We start from the raw sequence: 18,658 nt of genomic DNA on the forward strand, positions 1-18,658 counted from the left end.
ATCGAATCCGAAAAATCGATTTTACAGATACCAAGCGACTTTCTACAGTGGCGCCACCGATGCCTGGGGCCCCTGCCGCCCAAGGGCCGGAGGAGACGCTCGTTCACATGCTGCTGCACACCTGCACGCTTGCCTGCCCGGCCGGCTGCGCCCACGCCTCGCCCGGCCCCGTCGGGCCTGCCGGCCACCGCTTCACGGTGGACCTGCACGCCCATGCGCTGACCCTGGCCGTGGAGCCGCTGGTGGCCGGCCGGCCCGAAAAGCAGGCCGAGCCCGCGCTGATGCGGGCCACGCAGGGCGAGGCCTCTGTTGCTCATAACCTGGCTCACATGCTGCCGCCCGCGCTGCGCCGCATGACGAACCTGGCCGAGCGGCTGGCCGACATGGACGCGATGGGCGTGGACGTGCAGGTGCTCAGCCCCTCGCCCACGCAGTACTACTACTGGGCCGACCCCGACCTCGCGCAGGACGTGGTGCGGCTGCAGAACGAACACATCGCCGCCGAATGCGCGCGCCACCCCGAGCGCCTGGCCGGCCTCGGCACGGTGGCGCTGCAGCACCCGCGCCTCGCGGCCGAGCAGCTGGCGCACGCCATGCGCGAACTGGGCCTCAAGGGCGTGGAGATCTCGGCCAGCGTGAACGGCCGCGAACTCGCCGACCCCTCGCTCGAACCGTTCTGGGCCCGCGCCAGCGAACTGGGCGCGCTGGTGTTCATCCACCCGCTGGGCACCTCGCTGGGCGAGCGCGTCAACCGCCACTACCTGGCCAACACCATCGGCCAGCCGCTGGAAACCACCATCGCGCTCTCGGAGCTGATCTTCGGCGGCGTGCTCGACCGGCACACGGGCGTCAAGCTCGTGGCCGCGCACGGCGGCGGCTACCTGCCCGCCTACTTCGGCCGCAGCCAGCACGCGCACCAAGTGCGGCCCGAGGCGCAGGCCATGCAGCACGCGCCGCGCGACTACCTGCGCCGCATCTGGTTCGACACGCTGGTGTATGAGCCCGAGGTGCTGCGCCACCTGGTCGAGGTGGTCGGCGCCGCGCAGCTCGTGGTCGGCACCGACTACCCGTTCGACATGGGCCACTACGACCCGCAGGGCCTGGTGGACGCCGTGCCGGGCCTCTCGCGCGCCGACGCGGACGCGATCCTCGGCCTCAACGCGGCGGCCCTGCTGGGCCTTTGCGTGCCTTCCCCTTCCTCCAACACCATCCAGACTCATGCCTGATTCCCGCAACCCCCTCCAAGGCTGGCAGGTCGACCGCGCCGCCATCCGCACGCTGGGCCACGACCTGCAGCGCCCCGAATGCATCCTGGCCGAGCGCGACGGCACGGTGTGGGCGGCCGACGCACGCGGCGGCGCCATGCGCATCGCGCCCGACGGCACGCAGACGCTCATCACGCCGCGCGTGGAGCGCCAGCAGGCCGAAGCGCTCAACGCCTCGTTCGACGACCGCTACGTGCAGGCCCAGGGCTCGCTGCCCAACGGCATGTGCTTCCTGGCCAACGGCGACATCCTGATCGCCAACTGGGGCACCGACCACGTCGAGGTGATGACGCGCGAAGGCCAGCTGCGCACGCTGTTCACCGAGATCGACGGCAAGCCCATGGGCAAGACCAACTTCGTGGCGCGCGATTCCAAGGGCCGCATCTGGCTCACCGTGACCACGCTCATGCAGCCCTGGACCGGCTCGATCAACGCCGGCGTGCTGGACGGCTACATCGCGCTGATCGACGAGCGCGGCATCCGCATCGTGGCCGAGGGCTTCGGCGGCACGAACGAGGTGCGGCTGGACGCGAAGGAAGAATGGCTCTACGTGGTGGAGAGCAACGCGCGCCGCATCTCGCGCCTGCGCATCCGGCCCGACGGCTCGCTGGGCGACCGAGAGGTCTACGGCCCCTACCACCTGCCGGGCTTTCCCGACGGCTTCGCCTTCGACGCCTATGGCAACCTCTGGGTCACGCTGATCATGAGCGACCAGCTCGTGGCCATCACGCCCGAGGGCGAGCTGCTCACGCTGCTGGACGACTCCAATCCTGCCGCCACGGCCGAGCTGAACCGCCACTACCAGGCCCGCACGCTCACGCCCGAGATCATGGCCGCCACGCACGGCACGCTGGCACCGTGGATGGCCAGCCTCACCTTCGGTGGGCCGGACTTGAAGACGGTGTACCTGGGCAGCCTGCGCGGGACGACGATTCCGTACTTCACGTCGCCGGTGGCCGGGCTGCCGCTGATCCACTGGTGAGCGCGGGCATGACGACAACCCATCCGCTGTTCGACCTCGCGGGCCAGGTGGCACTGGTCACCGGCGCGAGCCGCGGCATCGGCCTGGCGAGCGCACGCGCCCTGGCGCAGGCCGGCGCGCAGGTGGTGCTGTGCAGCCATGAGGCCGCCGAGTGCGAGGCGGCTGCCGGCGCGCTGCGCGCCGAAGGGCTCGATGCGCAGGTGGTGGTGGCCGACCTCGTGCAGCGCCCGCAGGTCGATGCCCTGGTAGCCCAGGTGCTGGCGTCGCACGGCCGCATCGACACGCTGGTGTGCAACGCGGGCGCCGCGCCGCACATGGGTCCGATCGCCACCGCCAGCGACGCCGATTGGGAGCTGACCATGACGCTCAACCTGCGCAGCGTGCTCTGGCTCACGTCGGCCGTCATCGCGCACATGGCCGAACGGCGCAGCGGCAGCGTGATGCTGATGTCCAGCATCGCGGGCCTGCGCGGCAACAAGGGGCTGGGCCTGTACGGCCTGTCGAAGGCGGCGCTCGCCGGGCTGGCGCGCAACCTGGCCGTCGAGTGGGGGCCGTCGGGCGTGCGCGTCAATGCCGTCTCGCCCGGCGTCACGCGCACCGAGTTTGCACGACCGCTCACGGACCAGCCCGAGGTGATGCAGCGGCGCATCGCCCTCACGCCGCTGCGCCGCATCGCCGAGCCCGAGGAGATCGCGGGCGCCGTGCTGTTCCTGGCCTCGGCGGCCGGCGGCTTCACGACCGGCCACAACCTCGTCGTCGACGGTGGCACCACCATCAGCGATGGCAACTGATTTCAACTCCAGGAGACACGACATGCCTTTCATCTCACGCCGCCTCGCGGCTTTCGCCCTGGCCCTGCCGCTCGCGCTAGGCGCCGCCTGCGGCGCGTTCGCGCAAACCAGGATCACCGTCGGCTACGTCGCCATCCCCGACCTGACGCCGCTGTACGTGGCCAAGGAGCAGGGCTTCTTCGACAAGCGGGGACTGGACGTGACGCTGCAGACCATCCCGATCAACCCCAACATCCCGCCGGCGCTGCAGTCGAACTCGATCCAGATCGGCACGGTCACGCCCTCGGTGCTGATGCAAGCCGCCGACAGCGGCCTGGCGCTCAAGGTCATCGCCGGCGGCAGCCTGCTCACGCGCGACGGCAAGGTGCCCGCGATCGTGGTGCGCAAGGGCGTGGAGATCAAGGGCCCGCAGGACTTCGTGGGCAAGCGCGTGGGCGTGGCCGGCTTCGGCGCCACGCTGCACGTGCTGTTCCGCAAGTGGCTGGCCGACCATGGCGTCGATGCGAAGAAGGTGAACTTCGTCGAGGTGTCGCTGCCGCAGACGCTGGACCTGCTGCGCGGCGGCACCATCGACGTGGCCGTGCCCGCCGAGCCCTTCGCCACCCGCATCCTGCAGGCGGGCGTGGCCACCGCCTACGGCTACGTCAGCGATGATTTTCCCGAGTCGGGCGTGCTGCCCATCGTCTATGGCGCCACGGCCGAGTGGCTGGCCAGGAACGCAACGGCCGCCCGCGCCTTCCGTGAGGCGCTGGACGAGGGCATCGCCTTCCATGCGAAGAACCCCGAGGCCTCGCGCGCCAGCATGGGCAAGTACCTGCGCCTGCCGCCCGACGTGCTGGCCACGCTGGCGGTGCCGCCGCTGTCCACCGTGGTGACCGAGCCGCAGATTCGTTTCTGGGCCGATGCCATGAAGGCACAGGGCATGCTCAAGACCTCTTTGCGCAGCGCCGATTTCATCGTGCGCTGATTCCGGTTTCATCTTCCTCGTCCCAAGGACTTTTCCCCATGATCCAGACCCTCAAGCACGGCCGCCCGCCCGAGGCCAAGGCCGGCCTGGGCGCGCAGGTGCGCGCCACCGTCGAAGCCATCCTGGCCGACATCGAGGCGCGCGGCGACGCCGCCGTGCGCGCCTACAGCCAGCAGTTCGACCGCTGGTCGCCCGCCAGCTTCCGCCTCTCGGCTGAGGAGATCGCGGCCTGCATCGCACAGCTCAGCCCGCGCACGCTCGACGACATCCGCTTCGCGCAGGCGCAGATCCGCCGCTTTGCGCAGATCCAGCGCGACTCGATGAAGGACGTGGAGGTGGAAACGCTGCCCGGCGTCATCCTCGGCCACCGCCACATCCCGGTCAATTCGGTCGGCTGCTACATCCCCGGCGGCAAGTACCCGCTGATCGCCTCGGCCCACATGAGCGTGCTCACGGCCAAGGTGGCGGGCGTGCCGCGCGTGATCGCCTGCGCCCCGCCGTTCGAGGGCCGGCCCTGCCCCGAGATCGTGGCCGCCATGCACCTGGCCGGCGCCGACGAGATCTACTGCCTGGGCGGCGTGCAGGCCGTGGCCGCGATGGCGCTGGGCACCGACACGATCCCCGGCGTGGACATGATCGTCGGCCCCGGCAACGCCTACGTGGCCGAAGCCAAGCGCCAGCTGTTCGGCCGCGTGGGCATCGACCTGTTCGCCGGCCCGACCGAGACGATGGTGATCTGCGACGACACGGTGGATGCCGAACTGGTGGCCGTGGACCTGCTGGGCCAGGCCGAGCACGGCCCCACCTCGCCGGCCTACTGCGTCACCACCAGCCCAAAGATCGCGGCCGAACTGCCCGCCGCCATCGAGGCCGTGCTGGCGCGGCTGGACACCGCGCCGGTGGCGCGCACCGCCTGGCTGGACTATGGCGAGATCCACCTGTGCGACAGCGACGAAGAGGCGCTCGAAGTGGCCGAGCGCCTGTGCTCCGAGCACGTGCAGGTGATGACGAAGGACCCCGACTGGTACCTGCGGCGCATGACGCGCTACGGCGCGCTGTTCCTGGGCCACCGCACCAACGTGAGCTACGGCGACAAGGTGATCGGCACCAACCACACGCTGCCCACGCAGGGCGCGGGCCGCTACACCGGCGGGCTGTGGGTCGGCAAGTTCATCAAGACCCACACCTACCAGCGCGTGCTGACCGACGCGGCCAGCGTGCTGGTGGGCGAATACTGCTCGCGCCTGTGCGGCTACGAGCACATGAGCGGCCACAAGGAGCAGGCCGACATCCGCGTGCGCCGGCTGTCCAGGGCGGTGGCGGCATGACCCTGCCCCTCGCGGGCCGCGTGGCCCTGGTCACCGGCGGCGCCGGCGGCATCGGCCGCGCGGTCTGCACGGCGCTGGCCGAAGCCGGCGCCGGCGTGGCCGTGGGCTACCACCGCTCGGCCGATGCGGCGCATTCGCTGGCCGCCGGGCTTCCCGGCGCCGCGCATGCCGCCGTGGCCGCGCCCGTGACCGACAGCGCCGCCCTGGCCCGGACGGCGCAGGACATCCGCGCGCGCTGGGGCCGCTGCGACCTGGTGGTCAACTGCGCCGGCACCACGCGCTTCGTGCCGCACGCCGAACTCGACGCGCTGGACGACGCCCTGTTCGACGAGGTGCTGGCCACCAACGTGCGCGGCCCCTTCGCCGTGGTGCGCGCGCTGCTGCCGCTGCTGCGCGACAGCGGCCACGGCCTGGTGGTCAACGTGTCGTCGATCGCTGCCGTCACCGCCATGGGCAGCAACGTCGCCTACTGCGCCTCCAAGGCCGCGCTGGACAACATGACGCGCTCGCTGGCGCGCGCCCTGGCGCCGGCGGTGCGCGTGCTGTCGGTCTCGCCCGGCCTGGCCGACACCGATTTCGTCAAGTCCATGGACCGCGCCTGGCGCGACGAGCAGGCCGCGCGCACCCCGCTAGCGCGGCTGGCCGCGCCCGAGGAAGTCGGCCGTGCCGTCGTGGCCTGCGCCACCCAGCTCACCTTCACCACCGGCGCCGTGATCCCCGTGGACGGCGGACGGCCGCTGGCCTGAAACCGATTCGCCACAGCACCCTGGAGACCCTCCCCATGAAACTCGCCTCCCTCAAGACCGGCAGCACGCGCGACGGCCGCCTCATCGTCGTCTCGCGCGACCTCGCGCGTGCCGTGGACGCCGCACCCGTGGCCGCCACGATGCGCGAACTGCTCGAAGACTGGGACGCCCGCGCGCCCCGGCTGCAGGCACTCTACGGCGCCCTCAACGCCGGCACGGCCGCCGGCGCCTTCGCCTTCGACCCGCGCCAGGCCCTGGCGCCGCTGCCGCGCAGCCACCAGTTCGTGGATGCCTCGGCGTTCCTCAACCACGGCGACATCATGGAGCGCGCCTACAAGCTCACGGTGAAGAAGACGCCCGGCATCCCGATCCTCGTGCCGCGCCAGGGCGACGACTTCCGCGGCCCGCACGACGACTACGAATTCCCCGCCGAGGCCGACCAGTGCGACTTCGAGGGCGAGTTCGCCGTCATCACCGACGACGTGCCCATGGGCGTGAGCGCCGCCGAGGCGGCCAGGCACATCAAGCTGGTCACCCTCCTCAACGACGTGAGCATGCGCGGCCACCTCACGCGCGAACTGCAGATGGGCTTCGGCCTGGTGCAGGCCAAGCCGGCCACCATCTTCGCGCCGGTGGCCGTCACGCCCGACGAGCTGGGCCCCGCCTGGCAGGACGGGCGCGTGCACCTGGACATGAAGGTCACGCGCAACGGCGAGTGGTTCGGCCACCCCAATGGCCGCGAGATGGACTGGGGCTTCGGCGAGATGATCGCCCACATGGCCTACAACCGGAAGCTGGGCGCTGGCTTCGTGCTCGGCTCGGGCACGGTGTCCAACAAGGGCTACCGCGAAGTCGGCTCGGCCTGCCTGGCCGAGCGCCGCGCGGTGGAGACGCTGGACCACGGCGCAGCGCAGACCGACTTCCTGAAGTTTGGCGAAACGCTGCGCTTCGAGGTGGCGGGTGCGGACGGCACCTCGGTGTTCGGCGCCATCGACGTGCGCTTCGTGCCGTTCAAGGCGGGCGCATGAAGGTCCTGGTCACCGGCGCGGCCGGCTTCGTGGGCGCGGCGCTGGCGGCGCGCATCGCCGCCGACCCGCAGGCCCTGGGTCCCGGCCCGGTGCAAGAGTTGGCGCTGGCCGACCTGGGCTTTCCCGGCCCGGCCACGAGCGGCCCCGGCGCGGCGCGCGTGCGCCAGGCCCGCGGCGACATCGCCGACCCGGCCTACCTGGACGCGCTGATCGCCGAGGACTTCGACCTCGTGTTCCACCTCGCCAGCGTGCCCGGCGGGCAGGCCGAGCGCGACAGCGCCCTGGGCACCGCCGCCAACCTGCACGCGGCCACGCGGCTGCTGCTGGGCCTGGCCGCGCAGACGCCGCAGCGCCAGCAGGCGCGCCGCGCGCCGCCGGTGCTGGTATTCACGAGCACGGTGGCGGTGTACGGCGCCGCACTGCCGGCGCAGGTGGACGAGGCCACGCTGCTGCGCCCCGCCACCAGCTACGGCGCGCACAAGCTGATGACCGAGATCCTGCTGTCGGACCTGTCGCGGCGCGGCACGCTGGACGGCCGCGCCGTGCGCCTGCCCGGCATCGTGGCGCGCCCGGCGCAAGCCGGCGGCCACGTCTCGGCCTTCATGAGCAACATCTTCCACGCGCTGGCGGCGGGCCAGCCGTTCGACTGCCCGGTGTCGGCCGAGGCCACCTGCTGGTGGATGTCGCGCCAGCGCTGCGTCGACAACCTACTGCAGCTCGCGCGCATGAGCGCGCCGCCCGCGGGCGCGCCGCGCGTCTGGGCCATGCCGGTGCTGCGCCACTCGATGGCCGAGCTGGTGGACGCGCTGGCGCGCCGCTTCGGCGACGACCGGCGCGCCCTGGTGCGCTGGCGGCCCGAGCCCGCCGTCGAGGCCCAGTTCGGCCGCCAGCCGCCGCTCGTGAGCGACGCCGCGCGCGCGCTCGGCCTGGCCGACGACGGCGACATCGACGCACTGGTCGAGCGCGCCCTGGCGGCCGGGTAGCGCCCCACACCCCCTCAGGAGACATCATGAACCCGAATTTCAAGCCGAATCGCCGCAACGTCCTCGTTGCATCGTCATTGTTTGCTATGAATTTAGTAGCAAAATCCGCCTTCGCCCAGCGCCCCGCCTGGCCCGACAAGCCGATCCGGCTGGTGATCCCCTTCGCCTCCGGCGGCACGGCCGACCTGGTGGCGCGGCTGCTGGCCAACGTGCTGTCCGAGCGCCTGGGCCAGCCCGTGGTGGTGGATGCCAAGGCCGGCGCCAACGGCATCATCGGCGCCGACGCGGTGGCCAAGGCCGCCCCCGACGGCGCCACGCTGCTGCTGCACAGCTCGGCCCATGCGATCAACGCGAGCCTGTACAAGAAGCTGCCCTACGACACCGAGCGCGCCTTCACCGCGGTGGCGCCGGTGGTGGCGCCAGGCGTCTTCGTGATCGCGGTGCACCCCTCGCTGCCCGCGCGCAACCTGCGCGAGCTGATCGACTACGCCCGGGTCCATCCCGACACCGTGAGCTACGGCTCGGCCGGCATCGGCAACGGGCTGCACCTGGCCGGCGAGATGCTGGCGCAGGCGGCCGGCATCCGGCTGCTGCATGTGCCCTACAAGGGCGCGGCGCCCATCGTCAACGACTTGGTCGGCGGCCAGATCAAGATGATGTTCAACAGCCCGCTGGCGGTGCAGTCCTTCGTCAAGGAAGGCAAGCTGCGCCTGATCGCGCAGACCGGGCTCAAGCGCTCGGCCGCCCTGCCCGACCTGCCCACGGTCAGCGAGTCGGGCCTGCCCGGCTACGAGGCCACGAGCTGGTACGGCCTGTACGCGCCCGCCGGCACGCCGGCCGACATCGTGGCGCGGCTCAACGCCGAGACCCTGCGCGCGATGAACCTGCCCGAAGTCATGGACAAGCTGGCCGTGCTGGGCACGGGTGCATTGGCGCCCACCTCGCCCGCGCAGTTCGCGGCCTTCACCCACGGCGAGATCGAGCGCTATGCGCGCGTGATCCGAGCCGCCCAGCTGTCGCTGGACAGCTGACGAGCCCCTTTCACCCCACCCGAGGAGACCTTCCCATGAACATCAACCGCCGCCAGGGCCTGGCCCTGGGCACGGCCGCGCTGCTGGGCACCGCCGCACGCGGCGCCTTCGCACAGGACTACCCGAACAAGCCCGTGCGCGTGATCGTGCCCTTTCCGGCCGGCACCGGGCTCGATGTGGACTCGCGCTTCTTCACCGCGCGCCTGTCGGTCCTGCTGGGCCAGCCCATCGTGATCGAGAACCGCCCCGGCGCCGCCGGCACCATCGGCACCGACTACGCTGCCAAGCAGGCGGCCGACGGCTACACGCTCTACATGGGCTCGACCAGCGCGCTGTCCTACATCCCGCAGCTCTACACCCGGCTCAACTACAAGCTCGGCGACTTCACGGCTGTGAGCCAGCTCGCGCTGCTGCAGGGCGCGCTGATCGCCAACCCGCAGCTGCCGGTGAAGAACGCCGCCGAACTGGTGGCGCTGTCCAAGGCCAGGCCCGGCACCATTCGCGCGGCCACGCAGGGCGTGGGCAGCTTCTCGCACATGGTGGGCGAGTGGTTCGTGATGGCCACGGGCGCCTCGGTCGAGTTCATTCCCTACAACACCTCCAGCCCGTTCGCGAGCGTGCTGGCCGGCGACACGCAGCTCATCTTCGACGCGCTGCCCGCCTCCATGACCAACATCCAGGGCGGCAAGCTCAAGGCCCTGGCCGTGACCGGCGCACAGCGCCAGCCGCTGCTGCCCGAGGTGCCGACCTACCGCGAGCAGGGCATCGCCAACTTCGAGCCCTTCACCTGGTTCGGGCTGATGGCGCCCACCGGCACGCCCGCGGCCATCGTGCAGCGCGTTTCCGCCGCCTGCGCGCAGGTGGCGAAGATGCCCGAGTCCATCGAGCGCTACAAGGCGCTGGGCGGCGCGCCCGTGGGCAACACGCCCGACGAGTACGCGGCCTTCATCAGGTCCGAGCAGGCCAAGTGGATTCCGGTGGTGCAGCGCACCGGCATCAGGCTCGATTGACGAGGAGCCCGCCATGCCCCGCCGCTTCGTCGATCTGTCGATCTACCTCGAAAACGACGTGCTGTCCGATCCGCCGCCGCTGGCGCCGAAGATCACCTACCAGCAGCACGCCGACACGCTGCCCGAATTCCTGCAGATGCTGCCCGGCACGAAGGCCGAGGACTTCCCCGGCGGCGAGGCCGCTGCCGCGGAGTGGGTGACGCTGACCACGCACAACGGCACGCACCTGGACGCGCCCTGGCACTTCCACTCCACCATGGACGAGAAGGCCGGCGGCGCGCGCCGCTCCATGACCATCGACGAAGTGCCGCTGGACTGGTGTTTCCGCCCCGGCGTGAAGCTGGACTTCCGCCACTTCCCCGATGGCTACGTGGCCGGCGCCGCCGACGTGGAGGCCGAGCTCAGGCGCATCGGCCACGTGCTCAAGCCGCTGGACATCGTGGTGGTCAACACCCGCGCCGGCTCGCGCTACGGCCACAACGACTTCGTGAGCGCCGGCTGCGGCATGGGCTACGAGGCCACCATGTACCTGCTGGAGCGCGGCGTGCGCCTGACCGGCACCGACGCCTGGAGCTGGGACGCGCCGTTCCAGTACACCGCGCAGAAGTTCGCCGAGACCGGCGACACCTCGTTGCTGTGGGAGGGCCACAAGGCCGGGCGCGACATCGGCTACTGCCACCTGGAGAAGCTGCACAACCTGGAGGCCCTGCCGGGCGACGGCTTCATCATCAGCTGCTTCCCGCACAAGATCCGCGGCGCGTCCGCGGGCTGGACGCGCGCCGTCGCCATCTTCGGCGACCCCGACGCGGCTGAATAGAAAGAAGAAAAAGGAAAACGTCTCACCATGTCCATGTTCCAGTATTTCCCCACCAACTACGTCTGGAGCCTCGCCGTCTGCGGCGCGCTCGAGGCCGGCGCCAAGATCGGCGAGATCGACGAGGCTTGCCGCCCGCTGCTCGACGTGGCGCGCCAGGGCGACGACCCGGGCACCGAGGCCTTCTTCCATGCCTGGCAGTCAATGGCCGACAAGCTGATCGTTCTGGCCGAAGAAGACGAGGCGCGCGGCCGGCGCTTTTCCGCCGGCGAGAAGCTGCAGCGCGCCGCGCTGTACCTGCAGACCGCCGAGCGGCTGCAGGCGCACGGCTTCGCGCCGCGCAAGGCCATGTACCGGCAGCTGCTCGACTGCTTCCAGCGGGCGCAGGTGCTCATGCAGTCCTCCTGCACGCGCATCGAGATCCCCTATGCCCACGCGCACATCGCGGGCCTGCTGGTGCGCGCCCCTTCGGCGCCGGCACGCTCGCCGCTGCTGGTGATGCTCAACGGCCTGGACAGCACCAAGGAGATGATCTACCCCAACGCGATCACCCAGCAGCTCACGCAGCGCGGCATCTCGGTGCTCTACCTGGACCAGCCCGGCAGCGGCGAGGCGCTGCGCCTGCACGGCCTCGCCGCCGTGCCCGAGACGGAGCAGTGGGCCACGCCGGTGATGGACTGGCTGCAGCAGCGGGGCGACATCGACCCGGAGCGCATCGGCCTGGCCGGCGTCTCGCTGGGCGGCTACTACTGCCCGCGCGCCGTGGCCTTCGAGCCGCGCTTCGCGCTCGGCGTGGTCTGGGGCGCCAACCACGACTGGCGCGAGGTGCAGAAGCGCCGCCTGCGGCGCGAGGGCGAAAACCCGGTGCCGCACTACTGGGAGCATGTGCGCTGGGTGTTCGGCGCCCGGGACATGGACGACTTCATGGCCATCGCCGAGCGCATGCACCTGGACGGCGTGCTGGACCGCGTGCGCGTGCCCTTCCTGGTGACCCACGGCGAGCAGGACAAACAGATTCCGCTGGAGTACGCGCACCGCAGCTACGAGCAGCTCGTCAACAGCCCCGACCGCGAACTCAAGATCTTCACCGAGCGCGAAGGCGGCGTGCACCACGTGAGCCTGGACAACATGGCCAACGCCGGTGCCTACATCGCCGACTGGGTGGCCGAGCGCCTGGGCGGCCGCACTGGATGACGCCACAGGCGGCACGGACGGCGGCGGTGCCGGAATACCCGATCAGGGTTTTACCGGATGCTCAAATCTTTTATCAACTGTCCAATTCCAGGCATGGAGCCACCTGTCCGCCGCCCGCCCGCCCCCTCCCGCCCCGACCGGCGCGGGGCCATCCTGCTGGCCGCGGAAAAGCTGTTCGCGCAGCGCGGCTACCACGCGGTGTCGGTGCGCCAGATCGCGGAAGAAGCCGGAGTGCCTCCGGCGCTGGTGGCCTACTACTTCGGCCAGAAGCACGACCTGTTCCACGCCATCTTCACGCACTGGTCCGGCACCATCGAGGAGCGGCTGGCGGGGCTGCGCGCGGTCGAGCGCGAGCCGCACGACATGGACAAGCTGCGCCGCATCGTGCAGGCCTTCATCCGCCCGGTGATCCGGCTGCGCGCCAGCCCCGAGGGCGAGTACTACGCGCTGCTGATCACCCAGGGCCTGGGCAGCCAGCAGGACGAGGCCGACCGCGTGCTGCGCGAGTTCTTCGACCCGCTGGCCGACGCCTTCATCACGGCCCTGCACGACACGCTGCGCCACGAGGCGCCGCAGGCCGACCGCGCCGCCGTGGCCTGGTGCTACCAGTTCGCGCTGGGCGCGCTGTCGCACCATCTGAGCGACCGGCGCGTGGCGCGGCTGTCGCACGACGCCTGCCGGCCCAACGACCCGCAGGCCGCGCCGCTGCTGGTCGAGTTCATCGTGCACGGCATCCGCGGCGTGCTGGCCGCGCTGCCGGCGCCCGCCCCCTCCCCCCGAGCCACCCCCCGATCACGAGAAAAAAGGAGACCTTCATGACCCCCCTGTTCCCCCGTTCCCATGCCCCCGCGCTGCGCCGCCGCACCGTGCTGGCCGGCGCCCTGGCGGCCGCCGCCGCGCTGCCGCTGCGCGCGCAGGGCAGCAGCACCAAGATCGTGTTCGGCTACACCGCCGTGACCGACTTCGCCACGCTGTTCGTGGCCAAGGAGGAGGGCTACTTCGGCAAGCGCGGCCTGGACGTGGAGCCCAAGTTCATTCCGCTGAACCCGTCCATTCCCGCGGCCGTGCAGTCGGACTCGCTGCAGATGGGCGGCCCCACGCCCTCGGTCTACCTGCAGTCGGTGGACGGCGGCCTGGACCACGTGGTGGTCGGCGGCGGCGGCACCACCGCCAAGAACATGACCGGCGTGGGCCTGGTGGCGCGCGCCGGCAGCGGCATCAAGAACGCGCAGGACTGCCTGGGCAAGAAGATCGGCGTGCCCGGCCTGGGCGCCTACCTGCACGTGACCTTCCGCGCCTGGCTCAAGGCCAACGGCGTGGACGCCGCCAAGGTCAGCTTCGTCGAGGCCTCGTTCCCGCAGCATGGCGACCTGCTGCGCGGCGGCTCGCTCGACGCGGTGGTGACGGCCGACCCGTTCATGGCGCGCATCCTCTCCAGCGGCGCGGGCTCCGTGGTCTCGTACTACACCACCTTCCAGCCCGACGGCATGCCCACCATCCTCTACACCGCGCGGCGCGACTGGGCGCAGAAGAACATGGCGGCGGTCAAGGCCTTCCGCGAGGCCACGGTGGAGGCCGCGGCCTTCATCAACAACCCCAAGAACAACGCGAAGGTGCGCGAGCACCTCGGCAAGTACATCAAGCTGCCGCCCGAGGTGCTGGCCACCATCCAGATCGGCCCGCCCGGCCCGCTGATCAACGAGAAGCAGCTCACCTACTGGGTCGACATGATGAAGGAGCAGAACATGCTCAAGAGCCCGGTCAACGTGGCGCAGCTCATCGCCAAGTGAGGAAGAAGACATCCCGATGAGCCTGCTGCGTTTTGACGGCGTCGCCATTCACCTGGGCGGCCGCGAGATCCTGTCGCCCACCAGCTTCGAGGTCGGCCGGGGCGAGTTCGTGTGCATCATCGGCCCCTCGGGCTGCGGCAAGACCACGCTGCTGCGCGCCGCGGCCGGCTTCGTCACGCCCAGCGCGGGTGCCGCGCTGCGCCACGGCAGGCCGATCACCGGCCCCTCGCGCGAGGTGGCCTTCGTGTTCCAGGACTACGGCCGCGCGCTGCTGCCCTGGCGCACGGTGGAAGGCAACATCAGCCTGGCGCTGGAGGCCGCGGGCGTGCCGGCCGCCGAGCGGCCCGCGCGCATCGCGCAGGTGCTCAAGACCGTGGGCCTGGCCGCGCATGCGCACAAGTTCCCGGTGCAGCTGTCGGGCGGCATGCAGCAGCGCGTGCAGATCGCGCGCTGCCTGGCGCAGCAGCCCGAGCTGATGATGATGGACGAGCCCTTCGGCGCGCTCGACGCGATGACCCGCGAGGGCCTGCAGGACGAGCTGGCGCGGCTGGTGCGCGACAGCGGCCTCACGGTGCTGTTCGTCACGCACGACCTGGAGGAGGCGATCTACCTGGGCGACCGCGTGATCGCGCTGCGAGCCAACCCGACGCCCGAACACCCGAGCCTGGCGGCCATGATCGACGTGCCGATCCCGCGCCCGCGCGAGCAGCTCTCGACCAAGGAGCACCCGGACTTCCTGCGGCTGCGGCGCGAGCTGTACCAATTTTTAGGACACCACTGACGATGGGCGCGCTGAAACTCCTGCGTCCCTGGGTGTTCCCCGCCGTGCTGCTGGGCGCGTTCGAGGCCTACACGCGCACCGTGGGCGCCGGCAGCGATGCGCTGGCGCCGCCCAGCGCCGCGCTGCAGGCCTTCTGGAAGGCCGCGGCCGACGGCAGCCTGTGGCTCGCCACGGGCTTCACGCTGGGCAGCGCCGCGCTGGGCCTGCTGATCGGCGCCGCCGGCGGGCTGCTGCTGGGCATCGCCTTCGGCCTGTCGCCGCGCGCGGCGCGCATGAGCTTCCTGTCGGTGGAGCTGCTGCGGCCCGTGCCTTCGGTGGCACTGATTCCGCTGGCCATGCTGGTGTTCGGCTTCGGGCTGGCGCTGGAAGTGAGCGTGGTGGCCTTCGCCACCTTCTGGCCGATGCTGGTGCTGTCGCAGGCCGCCGCGCGCCAGGTCGAGCCGCGGCTGCTGGAAGTGGCAACGGCGCTCGGCCTGTCGCCCGCGGCGCGCGTGTGCAAGATCATCGTGCCGGCCATGGTGCCGCGCCTGTTCGTGGCGCTGCGCCTGGGCGTGGCGATCGCGCTGGTGGTGGCGGTGACGGTGGAGATCGCGGCCAACCCCAACGGCATGGGCTACGCCATCATGATCGCGCAGCAGAGCCTGGAGCCCGCGCTGATGCTGGCCTGGCTGTTCTGGATCGGCGTGGTGGGCTTTCTCGTCAACGCGCTGGCGCTGCGTCTGCAAACAGCAGTAGCCCGGCGCATGGGAGTGGTGATATGAAACAACCCCCAGGCTACGCGCTGCGCGCTACGCCAACCCCCTTCCGCTACGCGAAGGGGGCGCACCCAGCGGCCGGGCCAAGCCCGTTCCGCGGGTGCCCTGGCATGGCCTGCTCTGCGGCCCTTCGAACGGAGGAGCGGGTATGAACGCATCCGTCTCACGCTTGCGCGGTACGCTCGAATCGGCCGCCGTGCTGCTCGCGCTGCTGGCGCTGTGGTGGCTGGCCAGCCACCAGCAATGGGTGAGCAAGGTGTTCCTGCCCACGCCCGAGGCCACGCTGGCCAGCCTGGCGCAGGGCCTCAACCTCGTGCCCTCGGACGCGCCGGGCGAGCTCGGCGGCTTCACGGCTAGCACGGTGCAGCGCATGCTGCTGGGCTGGCTGCTGGCCTCGCTGGCCGGCATGGCGCTGGGCGCGCTGGTGGGCATCTCGGCCACGGCGCGCGCCTGGGTGCTGCCCACGCTGGAATTCATCCGGCCGCTGCCGGCCTCGGCCATCATGCCGCTGGCGATTTCGATCTTCGGGCTCAACCCCGCGATGGTGCTGTTCGTGGTGGCCTTCGGCGCCATGTGGCCGGTGCTGCTGGCCACCATCCACGGCTTCGCCAGCGTGGAGGCGCGGCTGCGCGAGGTGGCCGGCGCGCTGCAGATGTCGCGCGGCGCCTTCATCTGGAAGATCGGCCTGCCCAGCGCCATGCCCGACATCCTCTCGGGCATGCGGCTGTCGATGACGGTCTCGCTGATCGTGGCCGTGGTGGGCGAGATGATTGCCTCGCAAAGCGGCCTGGGCCAGGCCATCCTGCTGGCCGCGCGCTCGTTCCGCGCCAGCGAGCTGTTCGCCGGCATCGTGCTGCTGGGTGCCATCGGCTTCCTGAGCAATGCGCTGCTGGCCGTGGCCGAGAAGAAACTGCTTCGCTGGCAAAACCCCTGAGCCCTATTCATCCTGGAGAGAAAACCATGCCCCGCACCTTCGTCGATCTGTCGATCTTCCTGGAAAACGACGTGCTGTCGGACCCGCCGCCCTTCGCGCCGAAGATTGAGTACTTCACGCACGAGAACACGGTGGACCAGATCACGCCGTTCTTCCCCGGCCTTAAAAAAGAGGACCTGCCCGACGGCGAAGGCTGGGCCGTGGAGAAGGTGCAGCTGACCACCCACAACGGCACGCACCTGGACGCGCCTTACCACTTCCACTCCACGATGGACAAGGCGCTGGGCGAGAAGAAACCCGCCATCGCCATCCACGAGGTGCCGCTGGAATGGTGCTTCCAGCCCGCGGTGAAGCTGGACTTCCGCCGCTTCGCCGACGGCTACGTGGTCACGGCCGCCGACGTGGAGGCCGAACTGAAGCGCATCGGCCACACCCTGAAGCCCCTGGAGATCGTGGTGGTGAACACCCGCGCCGGCGAGCGCTACGGCCAGCCCGACTACGTGTCGGCCGGCTGCGGCATGGGCTATGAGGCCACCATGTACCTGCTGGAGCGCGGCGTGCGCCTGACCGGCACCGACGGCTGGAGCTGGGACGCCCCCTTCGTGCACACGGCGCAGAAATACGGCCAGACGCACGACGCCGGCCTGATCTGGGAAGGCCACAAGGCCGGCCGCGACATCGGCTACTGCCATATCGAGAAGCTGCACAACCTGGAGGCGCTGCCGCCCGACGGCTTCTTCATCAGCTGCTTTCCGCACAAGATCCGCGGCGCCTCGGCCGGCTGGACGCGCGCCGTGGCCATTTTTGACGACGCGCTGATGGCCTCGGCCTGATTTTTGAATCCAATCCGCCCAACGTCCAGGTGGGGCGGTCATTGTTTGCTATCAATTCAAGAGCATCGACTTCCATGAGCACCACCCCTCTCAACGCCACCCACGACGCCAACGCCCGCAGCTGGCTTGAATCAGCCAACGCCCCGGGCGCCGATTTCCCGATCCAGAACCTGCCGTTCTCGGTGTTCCGCCGCCAGGGAAGCCCGGAAGCCTTCCGCGGCGGCGTCGCCATTGGCGACCAGGTGATCTGCCTGGGCGCGGTGGCCGCCAGCGGCGCGTTGCCCGGCCTCGCCGGTGAAGCGGTCCAGGCCGCCGCGCAATCCACGCTCAACGGCTTCATGGCGCTCGGCCCCAAAGCCTGGAGCGCGCTGCGCCATGCGCTGTTCGGCGCGCTCAAGGCCGGCGCCAGCGGCGCCGCCGCCGATGCGGTGAAGGCCGCGCTGATTCCGCTGCAGGACATCGAGCACACGGTGCCCACGCGCATCGGCGACTACACCGACTTCTACACCTCGATCCACCATGCGCGCAACGTCGGCCGCATCGCGCGGCCGGACGACCCGCTCACGCCCAACTTCCAGTGGATCCCCATCGCCTATCACGGCCGCGCCTCCAGCATCGGCGTGGGCTCGGGCTCGCAAAGCCAGCCGTTCCGCCGGCCCATGGGCCAGGCCATGGCGCCCGGCGCCGCCGCGCCCGTCTACGGCCCCTGCGCGCGCCTGGACTACGAGCTGGAGCTGGCGATCTGGATCGGCCAGGGCAACGCCCAGGGCACGCCGATTCCGCTGGCGCAGGCCGAGGACCACATCTTTGGCTATGGCCTGCTCAACGACTGGTCGGCGCGCGACATCCAGTTCTGGGAGATGGCGCCGCTCGGCCCCTTCCTCGGCAAGAACTTCTGCACCACGATCTCGCCCTGGATCGTCACGCAGGAGGCGCTGGCGCCCTACCGCCTGCCGTTCACGCGGCCGGCCGACGAGCCGCAGCCGCTGGTCTACCTCGACGATGCCGGCAACCGCGCCCAGGGCGCCTTGAGCATCGAGCTGGAGGTGCTGATCGAATCGGCCGCCCTGCGCGAGAAAGGCCTGGCGCCGGCGCGCGTGTCGCACACCAACTTCCGCCACCAGTACTGGACGGTGGCGCAGATGGTGGCACAGCACGCCATGGGCGGCTGCAACCTGCAGAGCGGCGACCTGTTCGGCAGCGGCACCATCTCGGGCCCGACACCCGAGCAGGCTGGCGCCATCATCGAACTCACCAAGGGCGGGCGCGAGCCGATCACGCTGGCCGGCAGCGGCGAGCAGCGCGCCTTCCTGCACGACGGCGACGCCGTGATCCTGCGCGGCTGGTGCGAGAAGCCGGGCTTCGCGCGCATCGGCTTCGGCGAGAGCCGGGGCCAGGTGCTGCCGGCGATCGGCTGAGCCGCGCC

At 70.8% G+C, this 18,658-nt stretch carries 19 protein-coding genes; all 19 read left to right on the forward strand.

Annotation, left to right across the window (positions count from 1 at the left end; translation table 11 throughout):
• Window positions 1-107 precede the first annotated feature (107 nt).
• The 19 genes from MMF98_RS20270 (at window position 108) to fahA (ending at window position 18,650) form a co-directional block, all read left to right on the forward strand.
• On the forward strand, window positions 108-1,226 hold the full coding sequence (locus tag MMF98_RS20270; protein WP_243309077.1) for an amidohydrolase family protein: 1,119 nt from the start codon (window positions 108-110) through the stop codon (window positions 1,224-1,226).
• Window positions 1,219-2,247: an SMP-30/gluconolactonase/LRE family protein gene (locus MMF98_RS20275; RefSeq protein ID WP_243309080.1), complete on the forward strand. Its 1,029-nt coding sequence runs from the start codon at window positions 1,219-1,221 to the stop codon at window positions 2,245-2,247. The genes MMF98_RS20270 and MMF98_RS20275 overlap by 8 nt, the downstream gene beginning before the upstream one ends.
• A gap of 8 nt (window positions 2,248-2,255) precedes the next feature.
• Window positions 2,256-3,038, forward strand: coding sequence for an SDR family NAD(P)-dependent oxidoreductase (locus MMF98_RS20280; protein ID WP_243309082.1), 783 nt, complete (start codon window positions 2,256-2,258; stop codon window positions 3,036-3,038).
• A 22-nt stretch (window positions 3,039-3,060) separates the two neighbouring features.
• Window positions 3,061-4,005: an ABC transporter substrate-binding protein gene (locus MMF98_RS20285; RefSeq protein ID WP_243309084.1), complete on the forward strand. Its 945-nt coding sequence runs from the start codon at window positions 3,061-3,063 to the stop codon at window positions 4,003-4,005.
• A 38-nt stretch (window positions 4,006-4,043) separates the two neighbouring features.
• Window positions 4,044-5,333, forward strand: coding sequence for a histidinol dehydrogenase (hisD, locus tag MMF98_RS20290; protein ID WP_243309085.1), 1,290 nt, complete (start codon window positions 4,044-4,046; stop codon window positions 5,331-5,333).
• Window positions 5,330-6,079, forward strand: a complete 750-nt coding sequence (locus MMF98_RS20295; RefSeq protein WP_243309087.1) for an SDR family NAD(P)-dependent oxidoreductase — start codon at window positions 5,330-5,332, stop codon at window positions 6,077-6,079. Before hisD ends, MMF98_RS20295 begins: the two co-directional genes overlap by 4 nt.
• Before the next feature lie 35 nt (window positions 6,080-6,114).
• Window positions 6,115-7,107, forward strand: a complete 993-nt coding sequence (locus MMF98_RS20300; RefSeq protein ID WP_243309099.1) for a fumarylacetoacetate hydrolase family protein — start codon at window positions 6,115-6,117, stop codon at window positions 7,105-7,107.
• Window positions 7,104-8,090, forward strand: a complete 987-nt coding sequence (locus MMF98_RS20305) for an NAD-dependent epimerase/dehydratase family protein (RefSeq protein ID WP_243309110.1) — start codon at window positions 7,104-7,106, stop codon at window positions 8,088-8,090. Before MMF98_RS20300 ends, MMF98_RS20305 begins: the two co-directional genes overlap by 4 nt.
• A 26-nt stretch (window positions 8,091-8,116) precedes the next feature.
• A complete protein-coding gene (locus MMF98_RS20310) occupies window positions 8,117-9,121 on the forward strand; it encodes a tripartite tricarboxylate transporter substrate binding protein (protein WP_243309112.1) in 1,005 nt (334 codons plus the stop codon).
• 35 nt (window positions 9,122-9,156) lie between these two features.
• Complete coding sequence (locus MMF98_RS20315) at window positions 9,157-10,131, forward strand: Bug family tripartite tricarboxylate transporter substrate binding protein (RefSeq protein WP_243309114.1); 975 nt, start codon at window positions 9,157-9,159, stop codon at window positions 10,129-10,131.
• Between the two features lie 13 nt (window positions 10,132-10,144).
• On the forward strand, window positions 10,145-10,948 hold the full coding sequence (locus MMF98_RS20320; RefSeq protein ID WP_243309116.1) for a cyclase family protein: 804 nt from the start codon (window positions 10,145-10,147) through the stop codon (window positions 10,946-10,948).
• 33 nt (window positions 10,949-10,981) lie between these two features.
• Window positions 10,982-12,139 (forward strand): alpha/beta hydrolase family protein, encoded by a 1,158-nt coding sequence (locus MMF98_RS20325; protein WP_243309676.1) that lies wholly within the window; start codon window positions 10,982-10,984, stop codon window positions 12,137-12,139.
• Between the two features lie 93 nt (window positions 12,140-12,232).
• Window positions 12,233-12,958, forward strand: a complete 726-nt coding sequence (locus MMF98_RS20330; protein WP_243309118.1) for a TetR/AcrR family transcriptional regulator — start codon at window positions 12,233-12,235, stop codon at window positions 12,956-12,958.
• Window positions 12,955-13,929 (forward strand): ABC transporter substrate-binding protein, encoded by a 975-nt coding sequence (locus MMF98_RS20335; RefSeq protein WP_243309120.1) that lies wholly within the window; start codon window positions 12,955-12,957, stop codon window positions 13,927-13,929. The genes MMF98_RS20330 and MMF98_RS20335 overlap by 4 nt, the downstream gene beginning before the upstream one ends.
• Before the next feature lie 16 nt (window positions 13,930-13,945).
• Window positions 13,946-14,710 (forward strand): ABC transporter ATP-binding protein, encoded by a 765-nt coding sequence (locus tag MMF98_RS20340; protein ID WP_243309122.1) that lies wholly within the window; start codon window positions 13,946-13,948, stop codon window positions 14,708-14,710.
• A 2-nt stretch (window positions 14,711-14,712) separates the two neighbouring features.
• A complete protein-coding gene (locus tag MMF98_RS20345; protein ID WP_243309124.1) occupies window positions 14,713-15,471 on the forward strand; it encodes an ABC transporter permease in 759 nt (252 codons plus the stop codon).
• 142 nt (window positions 15,472-15,613) lie between these two features.
• The gene (locus MMF98_RS20350) at window positions 15,614-16,399 is read left to right on the forward strand and encodes an ABC transporter permease (protein WP_243309127.1); all 786 of its coding nucleotides are present in this window, start codon (window positions 15,614-15,616) and stop codon (window positions 16,397-16,399) included.
• 26 nt (window positions 16,400-16,425) lie between these two features.
• Entirely contained in the window at window positions 16,426-17,232 is an 807-nt protein-coding gene (locus MMF98_RS20355; protein ID WP_243309129.1) for a cyclase family protein, read from the forward strand.
• Window positions 17,233-17,306: 74 nt separating this feature from the next.
• Window positions 17,307-18,650 (forward strand): fumarylacetoacetase, encoded by a 1,344-nt coding sequence (gene fahA, locus MMF98_RS20360; RefSeq protein ID WP_243309131.1) that lies wholly within the window; start codon window positions 17,307-17,309, stop codon window positions 18,648-18,650.
• Window positions 18,651-18,658: the final 8 nt, after the last annotated feature.

The sequence above is a fragment of the Variovorax terrae genome, from assembly GCF_022809125.1.
Taxonomy (GTDB): Bacteria; Pseudomonadota; Gammaproteobacteria; order Burkholderiales; family Burkholderiaceae_C; genus Variovorax_A; species Variovorax_A terrae.